The sequence below is a fragment of the Enterobacter cloacae complex sp. P18RS genome (genome assembly GCF_014982105.1).
Taxonomy (GTDB): domain Bacteria; phylum Pseudomonadota; class Gammaproteobacteria; order Enterobacterales; family Enterobacteriaceae; genus Enterobacter; species Enterobacter hormaechei_C.
Genome location: NZ_JADCKV010000027.1, coordinates 1 through 13,113 on the forward strand (window position 1 = coordinate 1; position 13,113 = coordinate 13,113).

At 57.0% G+C, this 13,113-nt stretch carries 13 protein-coding genes and 1 tRNA gene; 10 read left to right on the forward strand and 4 right to left on the reverse strand.

Annotation, left to right across the window (positions count from 1 at the left end; translation table 11 throughout):
- The first annotated feature begins 64 nt into the window (after nt 1–64).
- Nucleotides 65–140: transfer RNA gene (locus INF61_RS19725), tRNA-Trp, on the forward strand.
- A 99-nt stretch (nt 141–239) separates the two neighbouring features.
- Here the strand turns inward: INF61_RS19725 and hdfR are convergent.
- Nucleotides 240–1,061, reverse strand: a complete 822-nt coding sequence (gene hdfR / locus INF61_RS19730) for an HTH-type transcriptional regulator HdfR (protein WP_017693775.1) — start codon at nt 1,059–1,061, stop codon at nt 240–242.
- A 118-nt stretch (nt 1,062–1,179) separates the two neighbouring features.
- On the opposite strand from hdfR, the gene INF61_RS19735 reads away from it, so the two are divergent.
- Complete coding sequence (locus tag INF61_RS19735) at nt 1,180–1,518, forward strand: DUF413 domain-containing protein (RefSeq protein WP_006808641.1); 339 nt, start codon at nt 1,180–1,182, stop codon at nt 1,516–1,518.
- A gap of 27 nt (nt 1,519–1,545) precedes the next feature.
- Here INF61_RS19735 and INF61_RS19740 read toward each other — a convergent pair whose 3' ends face one another.
- On the reverse strand, nt 1,546–3,066 hold the full coding sequence (locus INF61_RS19740; RefSeq protein ID WP_193548040.1) for a YifB family Mg chelatase-like AAA ATPase: 1,521 nt from the start codon (nt 3,064–3,066) through the stop codon (nt 1,546–1,548).
- A 340-nt stretch (nt 3,067–3,406) separates the two neighbouring features.
- Here INF61_RS19740 and ilvL point away from each other — a divergent pair, with 340 nt between their 5' ends.
- From ilvL to ilvA, 7 genes are all read left to right on the forward strand, one after another.
- Entirely contained in the window at nt 3,407–3,505 is a 99-nt protein-coding gene (ilvL, locus tag INF61_RS19745) for an ilv operon leader peptide (RefSeq protein WP_001311244.1), read from the forward strand.
- Between the two features lie 86 nt (nt 3,506–3,591).
- Complete coding sequence (gene ilvX / locus INF61_RS19750; protein ID WP_166792073.1) at nt 3,592–3,642, forward strand: peptide IlvX; 51 nt, start codon at nt 3,592–3,594, stop codon at nt 3,640–3,642.
- 2 nt (nt 3,643–3,644) lie between these two features.
- On the forward strand, nt 3,645–5,291 hold the full coding sequence (gene ilvG / locus INF61_RS19755) for an acetolactate synthase 2 catalytic subunit (RefSeq protein WP_017382572.1): 1,647 nt from the start codon (nt 3,645–3,647) through the stop codon (nt 5,289–5,291).
- Complete coding sequence (gene ilvM, locus INF61_RS19760) at nt 5,288–5,551, forward strand: acetolactate synthase 2 small subunit (protein ID WP_003860184.1); 264 nt, start codon at nt 5,288–5,290, stop codon at nt 5,549–5,551. Before ilvG ends, ilvM begins: the two co-directional genes overlap by 4 nt.
- Before the next feature lie 18 nt (nt 5,552–5,569).
- Nucleotides 5,570–6,499, forward strand: a complete 930-nt coding sequence (gene ilvE, locus INF61_RS19765) for a branched-chain-amino-acid transaminase (RefSeq protein ID WP_003860182.1) — start codon at nt 5,570–5,572, stop codon at nt 6,497–6,499.
- A gap of 60 nt (nt 6,500–6,559) precedes the next feature.
- Nucleotides 6,560–8,410 carry a dihydroxy-acid dehydratase gene (ilvD, locus tag INF61_RS19770; RefSeq protein ID WP_008501574.1) on the forward strand — a complete coding sequence of 617 codons (1,851 nt, stop codon included), beginning with the start codon at nt 6,560–6,562 and terminating at the stop codon, nt 8,408–8,410.
- Between the two features lie 2 nt (nt 8,411–8,412).
- Nucleotides 8,413–9,957 (forward strand): threonine ammonia-lyase, biosynthetic, encoded by a 1,545-nt coding sequence (ilvA, locus tag INF61_RS19775; protein WP_062933753.1) that lies wholly within the window; start codon nt 8,413–8,415, stop codon nt 9,955–9,957.
- 97 nt (nt 9,958–10,054) lie between these two features.
- Here ilvA and ilvY read toward each other — a convergent pair whose 3' ends face one another.
- Nucleotides 10,055–10,945 (reverse strand): HTH-type transcriptional activator IlvY, encoded by an 891-nt coding sequence (gene ilvY / locus INF61_RS19780; RefSeq protein ID WP_193548041.1) that lies wholly within the window; start codon nt 10,943–10,945, stop codon nt 10,055–10,057.
- 152 nt (nt 10,946–11,097) lie between these two features.
- Here ilvY and ilvC point away from each other — a divergent pair, with 152 nt between their 5' ends.
- Nucleotides 11,098–12,573 (forward strand): ketol-acid reductoisomerase, encoded by a 1,476-nt coding sequence (gene ilvC / locus INF61_RS19785; protein WP_006808634.1) that lies wholly within the window; start codon nt 11,098–11,100, stop codon nt 12,571–12,573.
- A 38-nt stretch (nt 12,574–12,611) separates the two neighbouring features.
- On the opposite strand, the gene trmL is transcribed toward ilvC, so the two are convergent.
- A complete protein-coding gene (trmL, locus tag INF61_RS19790) occupies nt 12,612–13,085 on the reverse strand; it encodes a tRNA (uridine(34)/cytosine(34)/5-carboxymethylaminomethyluridine(34)-2'-O)-methyltransferase TrmL (protein ID WP_003860178.1) in 474 nt (157 codons plus the stop codon).
- Nucleotides 13,086–13,113: the final 28 nt, after the last annotated feature.

A 13,113-nucleotide genomic window follows, 5' to 3' on the forward strand; every position in this document is an offset into this window, starting at 1 on the left:
TCCGTTCCGCCACTTATTAAGACATTAAGCCTGCCCTTCCGGCAGGCTTAATGGCAAAAACTTTAGGGGCGTAGCTCAGTTGGTAGAGCACCGGTCTCCAAAACCGGGTGTCGCGAGTTCGAGTCTCTCCGCCCCTGCCATATAGAATCCTTTGCTTCGGCAAAGGATTTTTTTTGCCTGCAAAACAGCTCAACACCTTCCTGAAGAATAAGCAGCCTGCGTTTCCGCAGGCTTTTGCGTTAATCCAGTATGCTGGTTTTTAACAGATCTTTTATCTGCGACTGCTTATCGCTGTTTTGCAGCCAAATGGCATACAGCGGCCTGGAGAGCGTTGTCGAATCGGTGACAACATGGAGTGCGGGTTTATTATCCGCCCAGCGAACAGGTAACCAGGTACAGCCTTTCAATGCGGGAAGATGCTGGCATGCGATCTCCGCAGAGCTTGTCGTGAGCTGCGGGATATCATCGCTGGCAATTAACCCCGTCTCGTGTTGCTGAAAATCAGGCCCCCATTCCAGGCGTAAATAATTCAGGTCGGCCTTCATCATTGCAGGCTCCGATGCATAGAGCGCCAGGCTAAACTGTCCAACAATCTGGCTGCTAAATTCGTCCATCTTGGGGGCTTCTGTGGTGATCAGCAGATCAAGCTGCCGCTCGTGGAGTTGCTTAACCAGCGACTGACGTTGCGCAATCCTCGCCTCAAATTGCAGATGGTTGTGTGTGCGATATAGCCGCATAAGCCATTGGCTGAGCATGCATTCCCATAGCGATGCGCTGGCACCGATCGAGAATTCATTATGCCGGGAGGTGTGCGCAACCTCCTTTCGCGCTGCCTGCCAGGTATTCATCAGGGTTTCTGCATAAGGCAACAGCTTTTCACCAGCCGGAGTTAAACGAATATTGTTGCGATGGCGGGTAAAAAGGTTCACACCCAGTTGATTTTCCAGCTGTCGAATACGAAAACTGACTGCTGACTGCGTCAGGTAGAGGGCTTCAGCTGCTCGCCCAAAGTGTCGCGTTCTGCTCACTTCGAGGAAAGTTTTTAGCAATTCCGTATCCACATCTTTCTCCACAAAATTATTTGTCGTTATGATTTAAATGTTTTGTTTTACACTCTGTCAAGCGTAACTAATACTCCGCGCCATAAATAGCTCGGCCAAAGAATTAGGAGCGTGTAGGATGGCGGAAAGCTTTACGACGACTAATCGTTTTTTCGACAATAAACATTACCCGCGCGGGTTCTCTCGTCACGGCGATTTCACTATCAAAGAAGCTCAACTTCTTGAGCGCCATGGTTATGCCTTTAACGAGCTGGATCTGGGTAAACGTGAACCGGCAACCGAAGATGAAAAACAGTTTGTCTCTGTTTGCCGTGGTGAGCGTGAGCCGCAGTCTGATGCAGAACGTGTATGGATCAAGTATATGGCTCGCATTAAGCGTCCTAAGCGTTTCCATACGCTGTCTGGCGGCAAACCGCAGATGGAAGGTGCAGAAGACTACACCGAGTCTGACGATTAAGAAGAGAAGGGGCTACGGCCCCTTTTTTTACGCCAGCATTTTTTGCAGATGCAACAGCAGCCGATCGATCGCACGGTAACTTAATGCCTCCTGCAAATGCCGCCTCTCTATTCCGGGGCAGCCCTCCACGTCGGCGACCGTGCGCGCAACTTTCAACAAACGCTGCCACGCGCGAATGGATAGCCCAAACCGCGTCAGCGTCTCTTCCAGCCAGCCTGCATCTTCAGCGTTGAGAGAACAAAACTGTCGGATCCCGCTGTTATCCAGCCGGGCATTCAGCCTGTTCTGACGAGCATACTGCCGCGCCTGCGCCGCAATAACCCGTTCACGCACAGCTGCTGAGCTTTCGCCTTTGATACCGGTTTGCCTTAGCAGACCGGGCGGGGGCAGGGGGATCTCGAGAGATAAATCAAAACGGTCGAGGAAGGGGCCGGACAGCTTACTCAGATAGCGCAGCGTCTGTTCCGGCGTACAGCGGTTATGATTGCCCTGATAATGACCCGTAGGGCTAGGGTTCATCGCGGCGACCAGCTGAAACTGCGCAGGGTAGCTTATTTTGGCCCGTGTACGAGACAGATGGATTTCGCCGGATTCAATCGGCTCCCGCAATGCATCCAGCACGCGACGTTCAAACTCTGGCAATTCATCCAGGAAGAGAATGCCGTTGTGCGCCAGTGAGATTTCACCCGGACCGGGGATCGAACCCCCGCCCACCATCGCGGTAAGAGACGCACTGTGGTGTGGAGAGCGGAAAGGACGGCGGCGCCACTGTTTATGCAGCGACGTAGAACTGACCAGGCTAAATATCGCGGCGCTTTCCAGCGCTTCGTGATTATTGAGGGGTGGCAACAGGCCGCTCAATCTGCTCGCCAGCATCGTTTTCCCCGTGCCTGGCGGACCTATCAGTAACAGGTTATGCCCACCCGCGGCCGTTATCTCTAACGCCCGTTTACCCTGTTCCTGACCCATAATATCGCTGAGATCCTCGGGCGAAGCTGGCGCCACCTCGTCATTCTCCTGCGGCTCGGCAAGCTCGTGTCGGCCTTCCAGCCAGGCGCAAACCTCTTGCAAATGTCCTGCGACAAGACACCCCTTTTCGGCGATAAGGCTTACTTCAGAGGCATTTTCATTAGCCACAATGATTTGTCTTCCCGCGCGTATGGCTTCAAGCGCACCCGAGATTGCTCCGGGAACGCCTCTTAACGCGCCTGTAAGCGCTAATTCACCCACGAACTCACACGAGCTTAGCCCTGGCGTATTGAGCTGTTCAGAAGCCGCGAGAAGCGCTATAGCAATAGGTAAATCATATCGCCCTCCCTCCTTTGGCAAATCGGCGGGCGCAAGGTTAATGGTGATCTTCTTCGCCGGAAAAGCATAACCGCTATTGATAATTGCGCTGCGCACGCGATCCCTCGCCTCTTTAACGGTCGTTTCTGGTAAGCCGACCAGCGTCAGTCCGGGCAGCCCATTACTTAAATGAACCTCTACAGAAATAAGCGGTGCCTTCACGCCGATGGCCGCGCGTGTATAAACAACTGACAGTGACATAAGCCCTCCTTGGCGGTGACTATGCCAGCATCATTTTTTCCTGTTTAGCACTAATTCACTGAATTACGGCGCTTGTTCCAGCCTTTTAGCGGCAAAATGTAATCCTTACATGTCGGTGGAATCGGCCTCGCAGAAAAGAAATCATGCGCGCCTTGCCTGATGAAACAGGACAAAAAAATGAAAAATCTTCATTTCTATTTTTTCCCTATATAAAACAACGATTTTGAAAGAAATAGTTCGCATGCTACAGATATAGGTCATAAAAAAATCTTGTGTCAGATGAAATATCTGTGGTAACTCTTTAGGTATTCCTTCGAACAAGATGCAAAAAGAACTGAAAATGACAGCCCTTCTACGAGTGATTAGCCTGGTCGTGATTAGCGTGGTGGTGATTATTATCCCACCGTGCGGGGCTGCACTTGGACGAGGAAAGGCTTAGAAATCAAGCCTTAACGAACTAAGACCCCCGCACCGAAAGGTCCGGGGGTTTTTTTATGACTAAAAAACTTAAATGAGGAGCAGAGAATGACGACTAGCACAAAATTCTGTTTCTCCAGATTTATGACGGGGAACTAACTATGAATGGGGCACAATGGGTAGTACATGCGTTGCGCGCGCAGGGAGTCGAAACCGTATTCGGTTATCCGGGTGGCGCAATTATGCCGATTTACGATGCACTGTATGACGGCGGCGTGGAACACCTCTTGTGCCGACACGAGCAGGGCGCAGCGATGGCCGCCATCGGTTATGCCCGTGCGACCGGTAAAACCGGTGTCTGTATGGCCACCTCAGGTCCCGGCGCAACGAACCTGATCACCGGCCTGGCTGACGCGCTGCTCGACTCCGTACCCGTGGTGGCGATCACCGGCCAGGTGGCCTCTCCGTTCATCGGCACCGATGCCTTCCAGGAAGTGGATGTGCTCGGTTTATCGCTGGCCTGCACCAAACACAGCTTCCTCGTTCAGTCTCTCGAAGAGCTGCCGCGGGTGATGGCCGAAGCGTTCGAGGTTGCCAGCTCTGGCCGTCCTGGCCCGGTTCTGGTTGATATCCCGAAAGATATCCAGGTTGCACTCGGCGATCTGGAGCCGCATTTCTCTACCGTGGAAAGCGATAATGCGTTCCCGCATGCAGAGGTGGAAGAGGCGCGTCAGATGATGGCGCAGGCCAAACAACCGATGCTGTACGTAGGCGGCGGCGTGGGCATGGCGCAGGCTGTTCCGGCGCTTCGCGCGTTCATTGCGACCACGCAAATGCCCGCCACCTGCACGCTGAAAGGTCTCGGTGCGGTAGAGGCAGATTACCCGTACTACCTCGGCATGCTGGGGATGCATGGTACCAAAGCGGCAAACCTGGCGGTGCAGGAATGCGACTTGCTTATCGCCGTCGGCGCACGTTTTGACGACCGCGTTACCGGCAAGCTGAATACCTTCGCGCCGAACGCCAAAGTGATCCATATGGACATCGACCCGGCGGAGATGAGCAAACTGCGTCAGGCGCATGTCGCGTTGCAGGGCGATCTTAACGCGCTGTTACCGGCGCTGGAGCAGCCGCTGGATATCAACCCATGGCGTCAGCACACCGCTGATATGCGTACTGAACACGCGTGGCGTTACGATCACCCAGGCGACGCCATCTATGCGCCGCTGCTGTTGAAACAGCTGTCAGACCGTAAACCCGCAGACAGCGTGGTAACGACGGATGTCGGCCAGCATCAGATGTGGTCAGCCCAGCACATGACCTACACCCGCCCGGAGAACTTTATCACCTCGAGCGGGTTAGGGACGATGGGCTTCGGTCTGCCAGCAGCCGTTGGCGCGCAGGTTGCCCGCCCGAACGATACCGTTATCTGTATCTCCGGTGACGGCTCCTTCATGATGAACGTCCAGGAGCTCGGCACCGTGAAGCGTAAGCAGTTACCGCTGAAGATCGTCTTGCTCGATAACCAGCGTTTAGGCATGGTTCGCCAGTGGCAGCAGCTGTTCTTCCAGGAGCGTTACAGCGAAACGACCCTGACCGATAACCCCGATTTCCTCACCCTGGCCAGCGCCTTCGGCATTCCTGGCCAGCACATCACCCGTAAAGACCAGGTTGAAGCGGCACTCGACACCATGCTGTCAAGCGAAGGGCCATACCTGCTTCATGTCTCAATCGACGAGCTTGAGAACGTCTGGCCGTTGGTACCGCCCGGTGCCAGTAACTCACAAATGCTGGAGAAATTATCATGATGCAACATCAGGTCGCCGTGCAGGCTCGCTTCAACCCGGAAACGTTAGAACGCGTATTGCGCGTGGTTCGCCACCGTGGCTTTCAGATTTGCTCTATGAATATGGAAACGGCCACCGACGCGCAGAACATCAGTATCGAATTAACCGTTGCCAGCCCGCGGCCGGTCGACTTACTGTTTAGTCAGTTATCAAAACTGGTAGACGTTGCCCATGTTGCCATCTGCCAGAGCACAACCACATCACAACAAATCCGCGCTTAAGCGTGACAGGACGAAAAAATGACGACAAAAAAAGCTGATTACATTTGGTTCAATGGTGAGATGGTTCGCTGGGAAGACGCGAAAGTTCACGTGATGTCCCACGCGCTGCACTACGGCACCTCCGTGTTTGAAGGGATCCGTTGCTACGACTCTCACAAAGGGCCAGTGGTGTTCCGCCATCGCGAACACATGCAGCGTCTGCATGACTCAGCCAAAATTTATCGTTTCCCGGTCTCCCAAAGCGTTGATGAGCTGATGGAAGCCTGCCGCGAGGTGATTCGCCAGAACAAACTGACCAGCGCCTATATTCGTCCGCTGGTCTTCGTGGGTGATGTTGGCATGGGCGTCAACCCGCCCGCTGGCTATAACACCGATGTGATCATTGCTGCGTTCCCGTGGGGCGCCTACCTGGGCGCGGAAGCGCTGGATCAGGGGATCGACGCAATGGTTTCTTCCTGGAACCGCGTGGCGCCAAACACTATCCCGACTGCGGCTAAAGCGGGCGGTAACTACCTTTCCTCACTGCTGGTCGGCAGCGAAGCGCGCCGTCACGGCTATCAGGAAGGTATCGCGCTGGATGTGAATGGCTACATCTCCGAAGGCGCGGGTGAAAACCTGTTTGAAGTGAAAGACGGCATTCTGTTTACGCCGCCATTCACTTCGTCCGCGCTGCCGGGCATCACCCGCGACGCCATCATCAAGCTGGCAAAAGATCTGGGTATCGAAGTGCGCGAGCAGGTACTGTCCCGCGAATCCCTGTACCTGGCTGACGAAGTGTTCATGTCCGGTACCGCGGCTGAAATTACGCCGGTGCGTAGCGTCGATGGCATTCAGGTGGGCGAAGGCCGCTGTGGCCCGGTCACCAAACGCATTCAGCAAGCCTTCTTCGGCCTCTTCACCGGCGAAACAGAAGACAAATACGGCTGGTTGGATCAGGTTAATCACTAAATATAAATTTGGGACGGCACGCACCGTCCCATTAAATAGTCAGACGGGAGTAAATAAAGCATGCCTAAGTATCGTTCAGCCACCACCACCCACGGCCGTAATATGGCGGGTGCCCGCGCACTGTGGCGCGCCACCGGAATGACCGACGCCGATTTCGGCAAGCCAATTATCGCCGTGGTGAACTCCTTCACCCAGTTTGTACCGGGCCACGTGCACCTGCGCGATCTCGGCAAGCTGGTTGCCGAGCAAATCGAAGCCTCCGGCGGCGTGGCGAAAGAGTTCAACACCATTGCGGTGGATGACGGTATCGCAATGGGCCACGGGGGAATGCTCTATTCACTGCCGTCGCGCGAGCTGATCGCCGACTCGGTGGAGTACATGGTTAATGCCCACTGCGCCGATGCGATGGTCTGTATCTCCAACTGCGACAAAATCACCCCGGGGATGCTGATGGCTTCCCTGCGCCTGAACATCCCGGTGATCTTCGTCTCCGGTGGCCCAATGGAAGCGGGGAAAACCAAGCTCTCCGACAAAATCATCAAGCTCGACCTGGTCGATGCGATGATCCAGGGCGCGGACCCGAAAGTCTCTGACGAGCAGAGCGACCAGGTGGAACGCTCCGCGTGCCCGACCTGCGGCTCCTGTTCCGGGATGTTCACCGCCAACTCCATGAACTGCCTGACCGAAGCGCTGGGCCTGTCTCAGCCGGGCAACGGCTCGCTGCTGGCGACCCACGCCGACCGCAAGCAGCTGTTCCTTAACGCGGGCAAGCGCATCGTTGAGCTGACCAAACGCTACTACGAGCAGGACGACGCCAGCGCGCTGCCGCGTAACATCGCCAGCAAAGCGGCGTTCGAAAACGCCATGACGCTGGATATCGCCATGGGCGGTTCCACCAACACCGTTCTGCACCTGCTGGCCGCCGCGCAGGAAGCTGAAATCGACTTCACCATGAGCGACATCGACAAGCTCTCCCGCAAAGTGCCGCAGCTGTGTAAAGTCGCGCCGAGTACCCAGAAGTACCACATGGAAGATGTCCACCGTGCGGGTGGCGTGATTGGTATTCTCGGCGAGCTGGATCGTGCCGGGCTGCTGAACCGCGACGTGAAAAACGTGCTCGGCCTGACGCTGCCGGAGTCGCTGGAGCAGTACGACGTGATGCTGACCAAAGACGACGCGGTGAAAAACATGTATCGCGCCGGTCCGGCGGGCATCCGTACCACCCAGGCGTTCTCGCAGGATTGCCGCTGGGACACGCTGGATGACGATCGCGCCGAAGGCTGCATTCGCTCGCTGGAACATGCCTACAGCAAAGACGGCGGTTTGGCCGTGCTGTACGGTAACTTCGCGGAAAATGGCTGCATTGTGAAAACCGCAGGCGTGGACGACAGCATCCTGAAATTTACCGGCCCGGCAAAAGTGTATGAAAGCCAGGACGAAGCGGTAGACGCTATCCTCGGCGGCAAAGTGGTGGAAGGCGACGTGGTGGTCATTCGCTACGAAGGGCCGAAAGGCGGCCCCGGCATGCAGGAGATGCTCTACCCGACCACCTTCCTGAAATCGATGGGCCTCGGCAAAGCCTGCGCGCTGATCACCGATGGTCGATTCTCTGGCGGCACGTCAGGCCTCTCCATTGGTCACGTCTCGCCAGAAGCGGCAAGCGGCGGCAATATCGCGATCATCGAAGATGGCGACCTGATCGAAATCGACATTCCGAACCGCGGCATTCAGTTGAAGCTGAGTGACCAGGAGATTGCGGCCCGTCGTGAGGCGCAGGAAGCCCGCGGCGACAAAGCCTGGACGCCGAAAGATCGTCAGCGTGAAGTCTCCTTCGCCCTGCGCGCTTACGCGAGTCTTGCCACCAGTGCAGATAAAGGCGCGGTGCGCGATAAATCTAAACTGGGGGGCTAATGATGGCCGAGTCACAACCCTTATCCGCCGCCCCGGAGGGGGCGGAATACCTGAGAGCGGTGCTACGCGCGCCGGTCTATGAAGCGGTGCAGGTCACGCCCCTGCAAAAAATGGACAAACTCTCTTCACGTCTCGACAACGTCATTCTGGTGAAGCGTGAAGACAGGCAGCCGGTGCACAGCTTTAAGCTGCGCGGCGCCTACGCGATGATGGCCGGGCTGACGGACGAGCAGAAAGCGCGCGGGGTGATTACCGCCTCGGCGGGCAATCACGCGCAGGGCGTGGCGTTCTCCTCGGCGCGTCTGGGGCTGAAGGCGCTGATCGTGATGCCGGTCGCCACCGCAGATATCAAGGTCGACGCGGTGCGCGGGTTCGGCGGAGAAGTGCTGCTTCACGGCGCTAACTTTGACGAAGCCAAAGCCAAAGCGATTGAGCTGGCGCAGCAGCAGGGCTTCACCTGGGTGCCGCCGTTCGATCACCCGATGGTGATTGCCGGGCAGGGTACGCTGGCGCTGGAACTGTTGCAGCAGGATGCCCATCTCGACCGCGTTTTCGTCCCGGTGGGCGGCGGCGGCTTAGCCGCAGGTGTGGCGGTGCTGATCAAACAGTTGATGCCGCAGATCAAAGTGATTGCGGTCGAAGCGGAAGACTCTGCCTGCCTGAAGGCGGCGCTGGACGCCGGACATCCGGTCGACCTGCCGCGCGTCGGGCTGTTCGCCGAGGGTGTGGCGGTGAAGCGCATTGGCGACGAAACGTTCCGCCTGTGCCAGGAGTATCTCGACGATATCGTCACCGTCGACAGCGACGCTATCTGCGCGGCGATGAAAGATCTCTTCGAGGATGTGCGTGCGGTGGCGGAACCATCCGGCGCGCTGGCGCTGGCGGGAATGAAAAAATACATCGCCCAGCACAATATTCGCGGCGAGCGTCTGGCGCACGTGCTTTCCGGTGCCAACGTGAACTTCCACGGTCTGCGCTACGTTTCCGAGCGCTGTGAGCTGGGTGAGCAGCGTGAAGCGCTGCTGGCGGTGACCATTCCGGAAGAGAAGGGCAGCTTCCTGAAGTTCTGTCAGCTGCTGGGCGGTCGTTCGGTAACGGAGTTCAACTACCGCTTTGCCGATGCCAAAGATGCGTGCATTTTTGTCGGCGTGCGTCTGAGCCGTGGCGTGGAGGAGCGCAAAGAGATCCTCAGCCTGCTGCATGACGGCGGCTACAGTGTGGTCGATCTCTCCGACGACGAGATGGCGAAGCTGCACGTGCGTTACATGGTCGGCGGCCGTCCATCGAAGCCGCTCAGGGAACGCCTGTTCAGCTTCGAGTTCCCGGAATCGCCGGGCGCGCTGCTCAAGTTCCTGCACACGTTGGGCACGCACTGGAACATCTCTCTGTTCCACTACCGCAGCCACGGCACCGACTATGGCCGTGTACTGGCGGCGTTCGAGCTGGGCGAGCACGAGCCGGATTTCGAAACGCGCCTGAACGAGCTGGGCTATGAGTGCCATGACGAAACCCACAACCCGGCGTTCCGTTTCTTCCTGGCGGGTTAGGTTGTTCGGGAAAATGCCTGATGGCGCTGCGCTTATCAGGCCTACGTTCTAAGGGTTGAACTGCGTGTAGGCCGGGTAAGCGCAGCGCCACCCGGCTTTAGTGGTTCGGCAATATCGTCCAGAACGCATCAATAAGCGGCTCATGCAGCCGCTTTTTTTGTGCGCACACGCCGAGCTCGAACGGCGTTTTCTCGTCGCTGCGCTCCAGTATCATCACGCGATTGCGCACCGGCTCTGGGCTGTTTTCCAGCACCACTTCCGGTAGCAGCGCTACGCCGCAGCCGAGCGCCACCATCGATACCATCGCCTCATGGCCGCCGACCGTGGCGTAAATCGACGGGTTACTGATCTTCTGGCGGCGGAACCACAGCTCAATGCGGCGGCGCACCGGCCCTTGATCGGCCATGATAAACGGCACCGTGGACCAGTCCGGTTTCTCCACCGAAACCTGGTTGCGCACCGGGCAGGGCAGCGCCGGGGCAATCAGCACTACCGCCAGATTCTCCAGCATCGAGAACGCCACCGCCCCCGGCAGCGTTTCAGGTTTTCCGGCAATCGCCAGATCCGCTTCGCCCGTCACCACTTTTTCCATCGCGTCGGCGGCATCGCCGGTGGTGAGCTTAATTTCAACCGACGGATGTTCCGCGCGGAAGCGGTCGAGAATGGGGGGAAGATGGCTGTAGGCAGCGGTCACGGAACAGAAAATATGCAGCTCGCCGGAAAGCGACGGCCCCTGCTGGTCGATGGTGTGCCGCAGCTGCTGATACTGTAATAACGTCTGCTGAGCAAAGATGCGCAGCTCTTCACCGGCTTCCGTGAGAGTGACGGTGCGGTTATCGCGCACGAACAGCGGCTGGCCGAGGTCTTCCTCAAGGCGCTGGATCTGGCGCGACAGCGTGGAGGGGCTGACGTGCATCGCCCGGGCGCTGCGGCCAAAGTGCCGGCTTTCCGCCAGGCGCAGGAACATTTTCAGATCGCGTAAATCCACCGATTCCACTCCCTCTTTTTACATTGCAAAAATTGCAATGTGACGTTGTGAATATATCAATTTCCGCAATAAATTTCCTGTTGTAATGTGGGTACATTCTCGCTGAAACGCGAACCGAACAATAAGACACACAACATCACGAGGTATCACCCATGGCTAACTACTTTAATACACTGAACTTGCGCCAGCAGCTGGCGCAGCTGGGCAAATGCCGCTTCATGGCGCGCGATGAATTTGCTGATGGCGCGAGCTACCTTCAGGGTAAAAAAGTGGTCATTGTCGGCTGTGGCGCACAGGGTCTGAACCAGGGCCTGAACATGCGTGACTCCGGGCTGGATATCTCCTACGCCCTGCGCAAAGAAGCGATTGCTGAGAAGCGTGCTTCCTGGCGTAAAGCGACCGAAAACGGCTTCAAAGTGGGCACCTACGAAGAGCTGATCCCGCAGGCGGATCTGGTGGTTAACCTGACGCCAGACAAGCAGCACTCTGACGTTGTGCGTTCCGTACAGCCGCTGATGAAAGACGGCGCCGCGCTGGGTTACTCCCACGGCTTCAACATCGTTGAAGTGGGCGAGCAGATCCGTAAAGACATCACCGTGGTGATGGTGGCACCGAAGTGCCCGGGCACCGAAGTGCGCGAAGAGTACAAACGTGGCTTCGGCGTACCGACGCTGATCGCCGTTCACCCGGAAAACGATCCGAAAGGCGAAGGCATGGCGATTGCCAAAGCCTGGGCAGCGGCCACTGGCGGCCATCGTGCGGGCGTGCTGGAATCTTCCTTCGTTGCGGAAGTGAAATCTGACCTGATGGGCGAGCAGACCATCCTGTGCGGCATGCTCCAGGCCGGCTCTCTGCTGTGCTTCGACAAGCTGGTGGAAGAAGGCACCGATCCGGCATACGCGGAAAAACTGATTCAGTTCGGCTGGGAAACCATCACCGAAGCGCTGAAGCAGGGCGGCATTACGCTGATGATGGACCGACTGTCCAACCCGGCAAAACTGCGCGCGTTCGCACTCTCTGAACAGCTGAAAACCATCATGGCGCCGCTGTTCCAGAAACATATGGACGACATTATCTCCGGCGAGTTCTCTTCCGGCATGATGGCGGACTGGGCGAATGACGATAAGAAACTGCTGACCTGGCGCGAAGAGACCGGTAAAACCGCGTTCGAAACCGCACCACAGTATGACGGCAAGATCACCGAGCAGGAGTACTTCGATAAAGGCGTCCTGATGATCGCGATGGTGAAAGCGGGCGTTGAGCTGGCGTTCGAAACCATGGTGGATTCGGGCATCATTGAAGAATCTGCGTACTACGAATCGCTGCACGAGCTGCCGCTGATCGCAAACACCATCGCCCGTAAACGTCTGTATGAGATGAACGTGGTGATCTCCGATACTGCCGAGTACGGTAACTACCTGTTCTCTTACGCCTGCGTACCGCTGCTGAAAGAGTTCATGACCACCCTGCAAGCGGGCGATCTGGGCCAGGCGATTGCGGAAGGAGCGGTTGATAACGCGCAGCTGCGTGACGTCAACGAAGCGATTCGCAGCCACGAAATCGAGAAAGTGGGCCAGAAACTGCGTGGCTACATGACCGATATGAAACGTATCGCGGTAGCAGGCTAAACACGACGAATCGGGTGGCGTAAGCCACCCGAACTGTTTTAGCTACGCAATATCGCGCCGGGATAACCCAGCTGGCGCCACGCCTCATACACCACCACCGACACCGCATTCGACAGGTTCATGCTGCGGCTGTCCGGCATCATCGGAATACGAATTTTCTGCTCAGCGGGCAGGGCATCCAGAATGGTGGCCGGCAGGCCGCGGGTTTCCGGACCAAACATCAGATAATCCCCGTCCTGATAGCTTACGGCGCTGTGCGCTGGCGTACCTTTGGTGGTCAGGGCGAACATGCGCTGTGGTTTTTCGGATCCCAGAAACGCGGCGTAATCGTGATGACGAACGACGGCGGTAAACTCATGGTAGTCCAGCCCCGCGCGGCGCAGACGTTTGTCGTCCCACGTAAAGCCCATCGGCTCAATGATGTGCAGACGAAAACCGGTGTTGGCGCACAGGCGGATAATATTGCCGGTGTTCGGCGGAATTTCTGGTTCGAATAAGACGATGTTAAGCATGCTGCCCCCTTAATTGCGGGGGCAGAAT

Bases quoted from the DNA above. Each gene is read 5' to 3' on its own strand.
- ilvA (WP_062933753.1), top strand. From the start codon at position 8,413: ATGGCCGAGTCACAACCCTTATCCGCCGCCCCGGAGGGGGCGGAATAC.
- ilvG (WP_017382572.1), top strand. From the start codon at position 3,645: ATGAATGGGGCACAATGGGTAGTACATGCGTTGCGCGCGCAGGGAGTC.
- INF61_RS19740 (WP_193548040.1), bottom strand. From the start codon at position 3,066: ATGTCACTGTCAGTTGTTTATACACGCGCGGCCATCGGCGTGAAGGCA.
- ilvC (WP_006808634.1), top strand. From the start codon at position 11,098: ATGGCTAACTACTTTAATACACTGAACTTGCGCCAGCAGCTGGCGCAG.
- INF61_RS19735 (WP_006808641.1), top strand. From the start codon at position 1,180: ATGGCGGAAAGCTTTACGACGACTAATCGTTTTTTCGACAATAAACAT.
- ilvL (WP_001311244.1), top strand. From the start codon at position 3,407: ATGACAGCCCTTCTACGAGTGATTAGCCTGGTCGTGATTAGCGTGGTG.
- ilvE (WP_003860182.1), top strand. From the start codon at position 5,570: ATGACGACAAAAAAAGCTGATTACATTTGGTTCAATGGTGAGATGGTT.
- ilvD (WP_008501574.1), top strand. From the start codon at position 6,560: ATGCCTAAGTATCGTTCAGCCACCACCACCCACGGCCGTAATATGGCG.
- ilvM (WP_003860184.1), top strand. From the start codon at position 5,288: ATGATGCAACATCAGGTCGCCGTGCAGGCTCGCTTCAACCCGGAAACG.
- trmL (WP_003860178.1), bottom strand. From the start codon at position 13,085: ATGCTTAACATCGTCTTATTCGAACCAGAAATTCCGCCGAACACCGGC.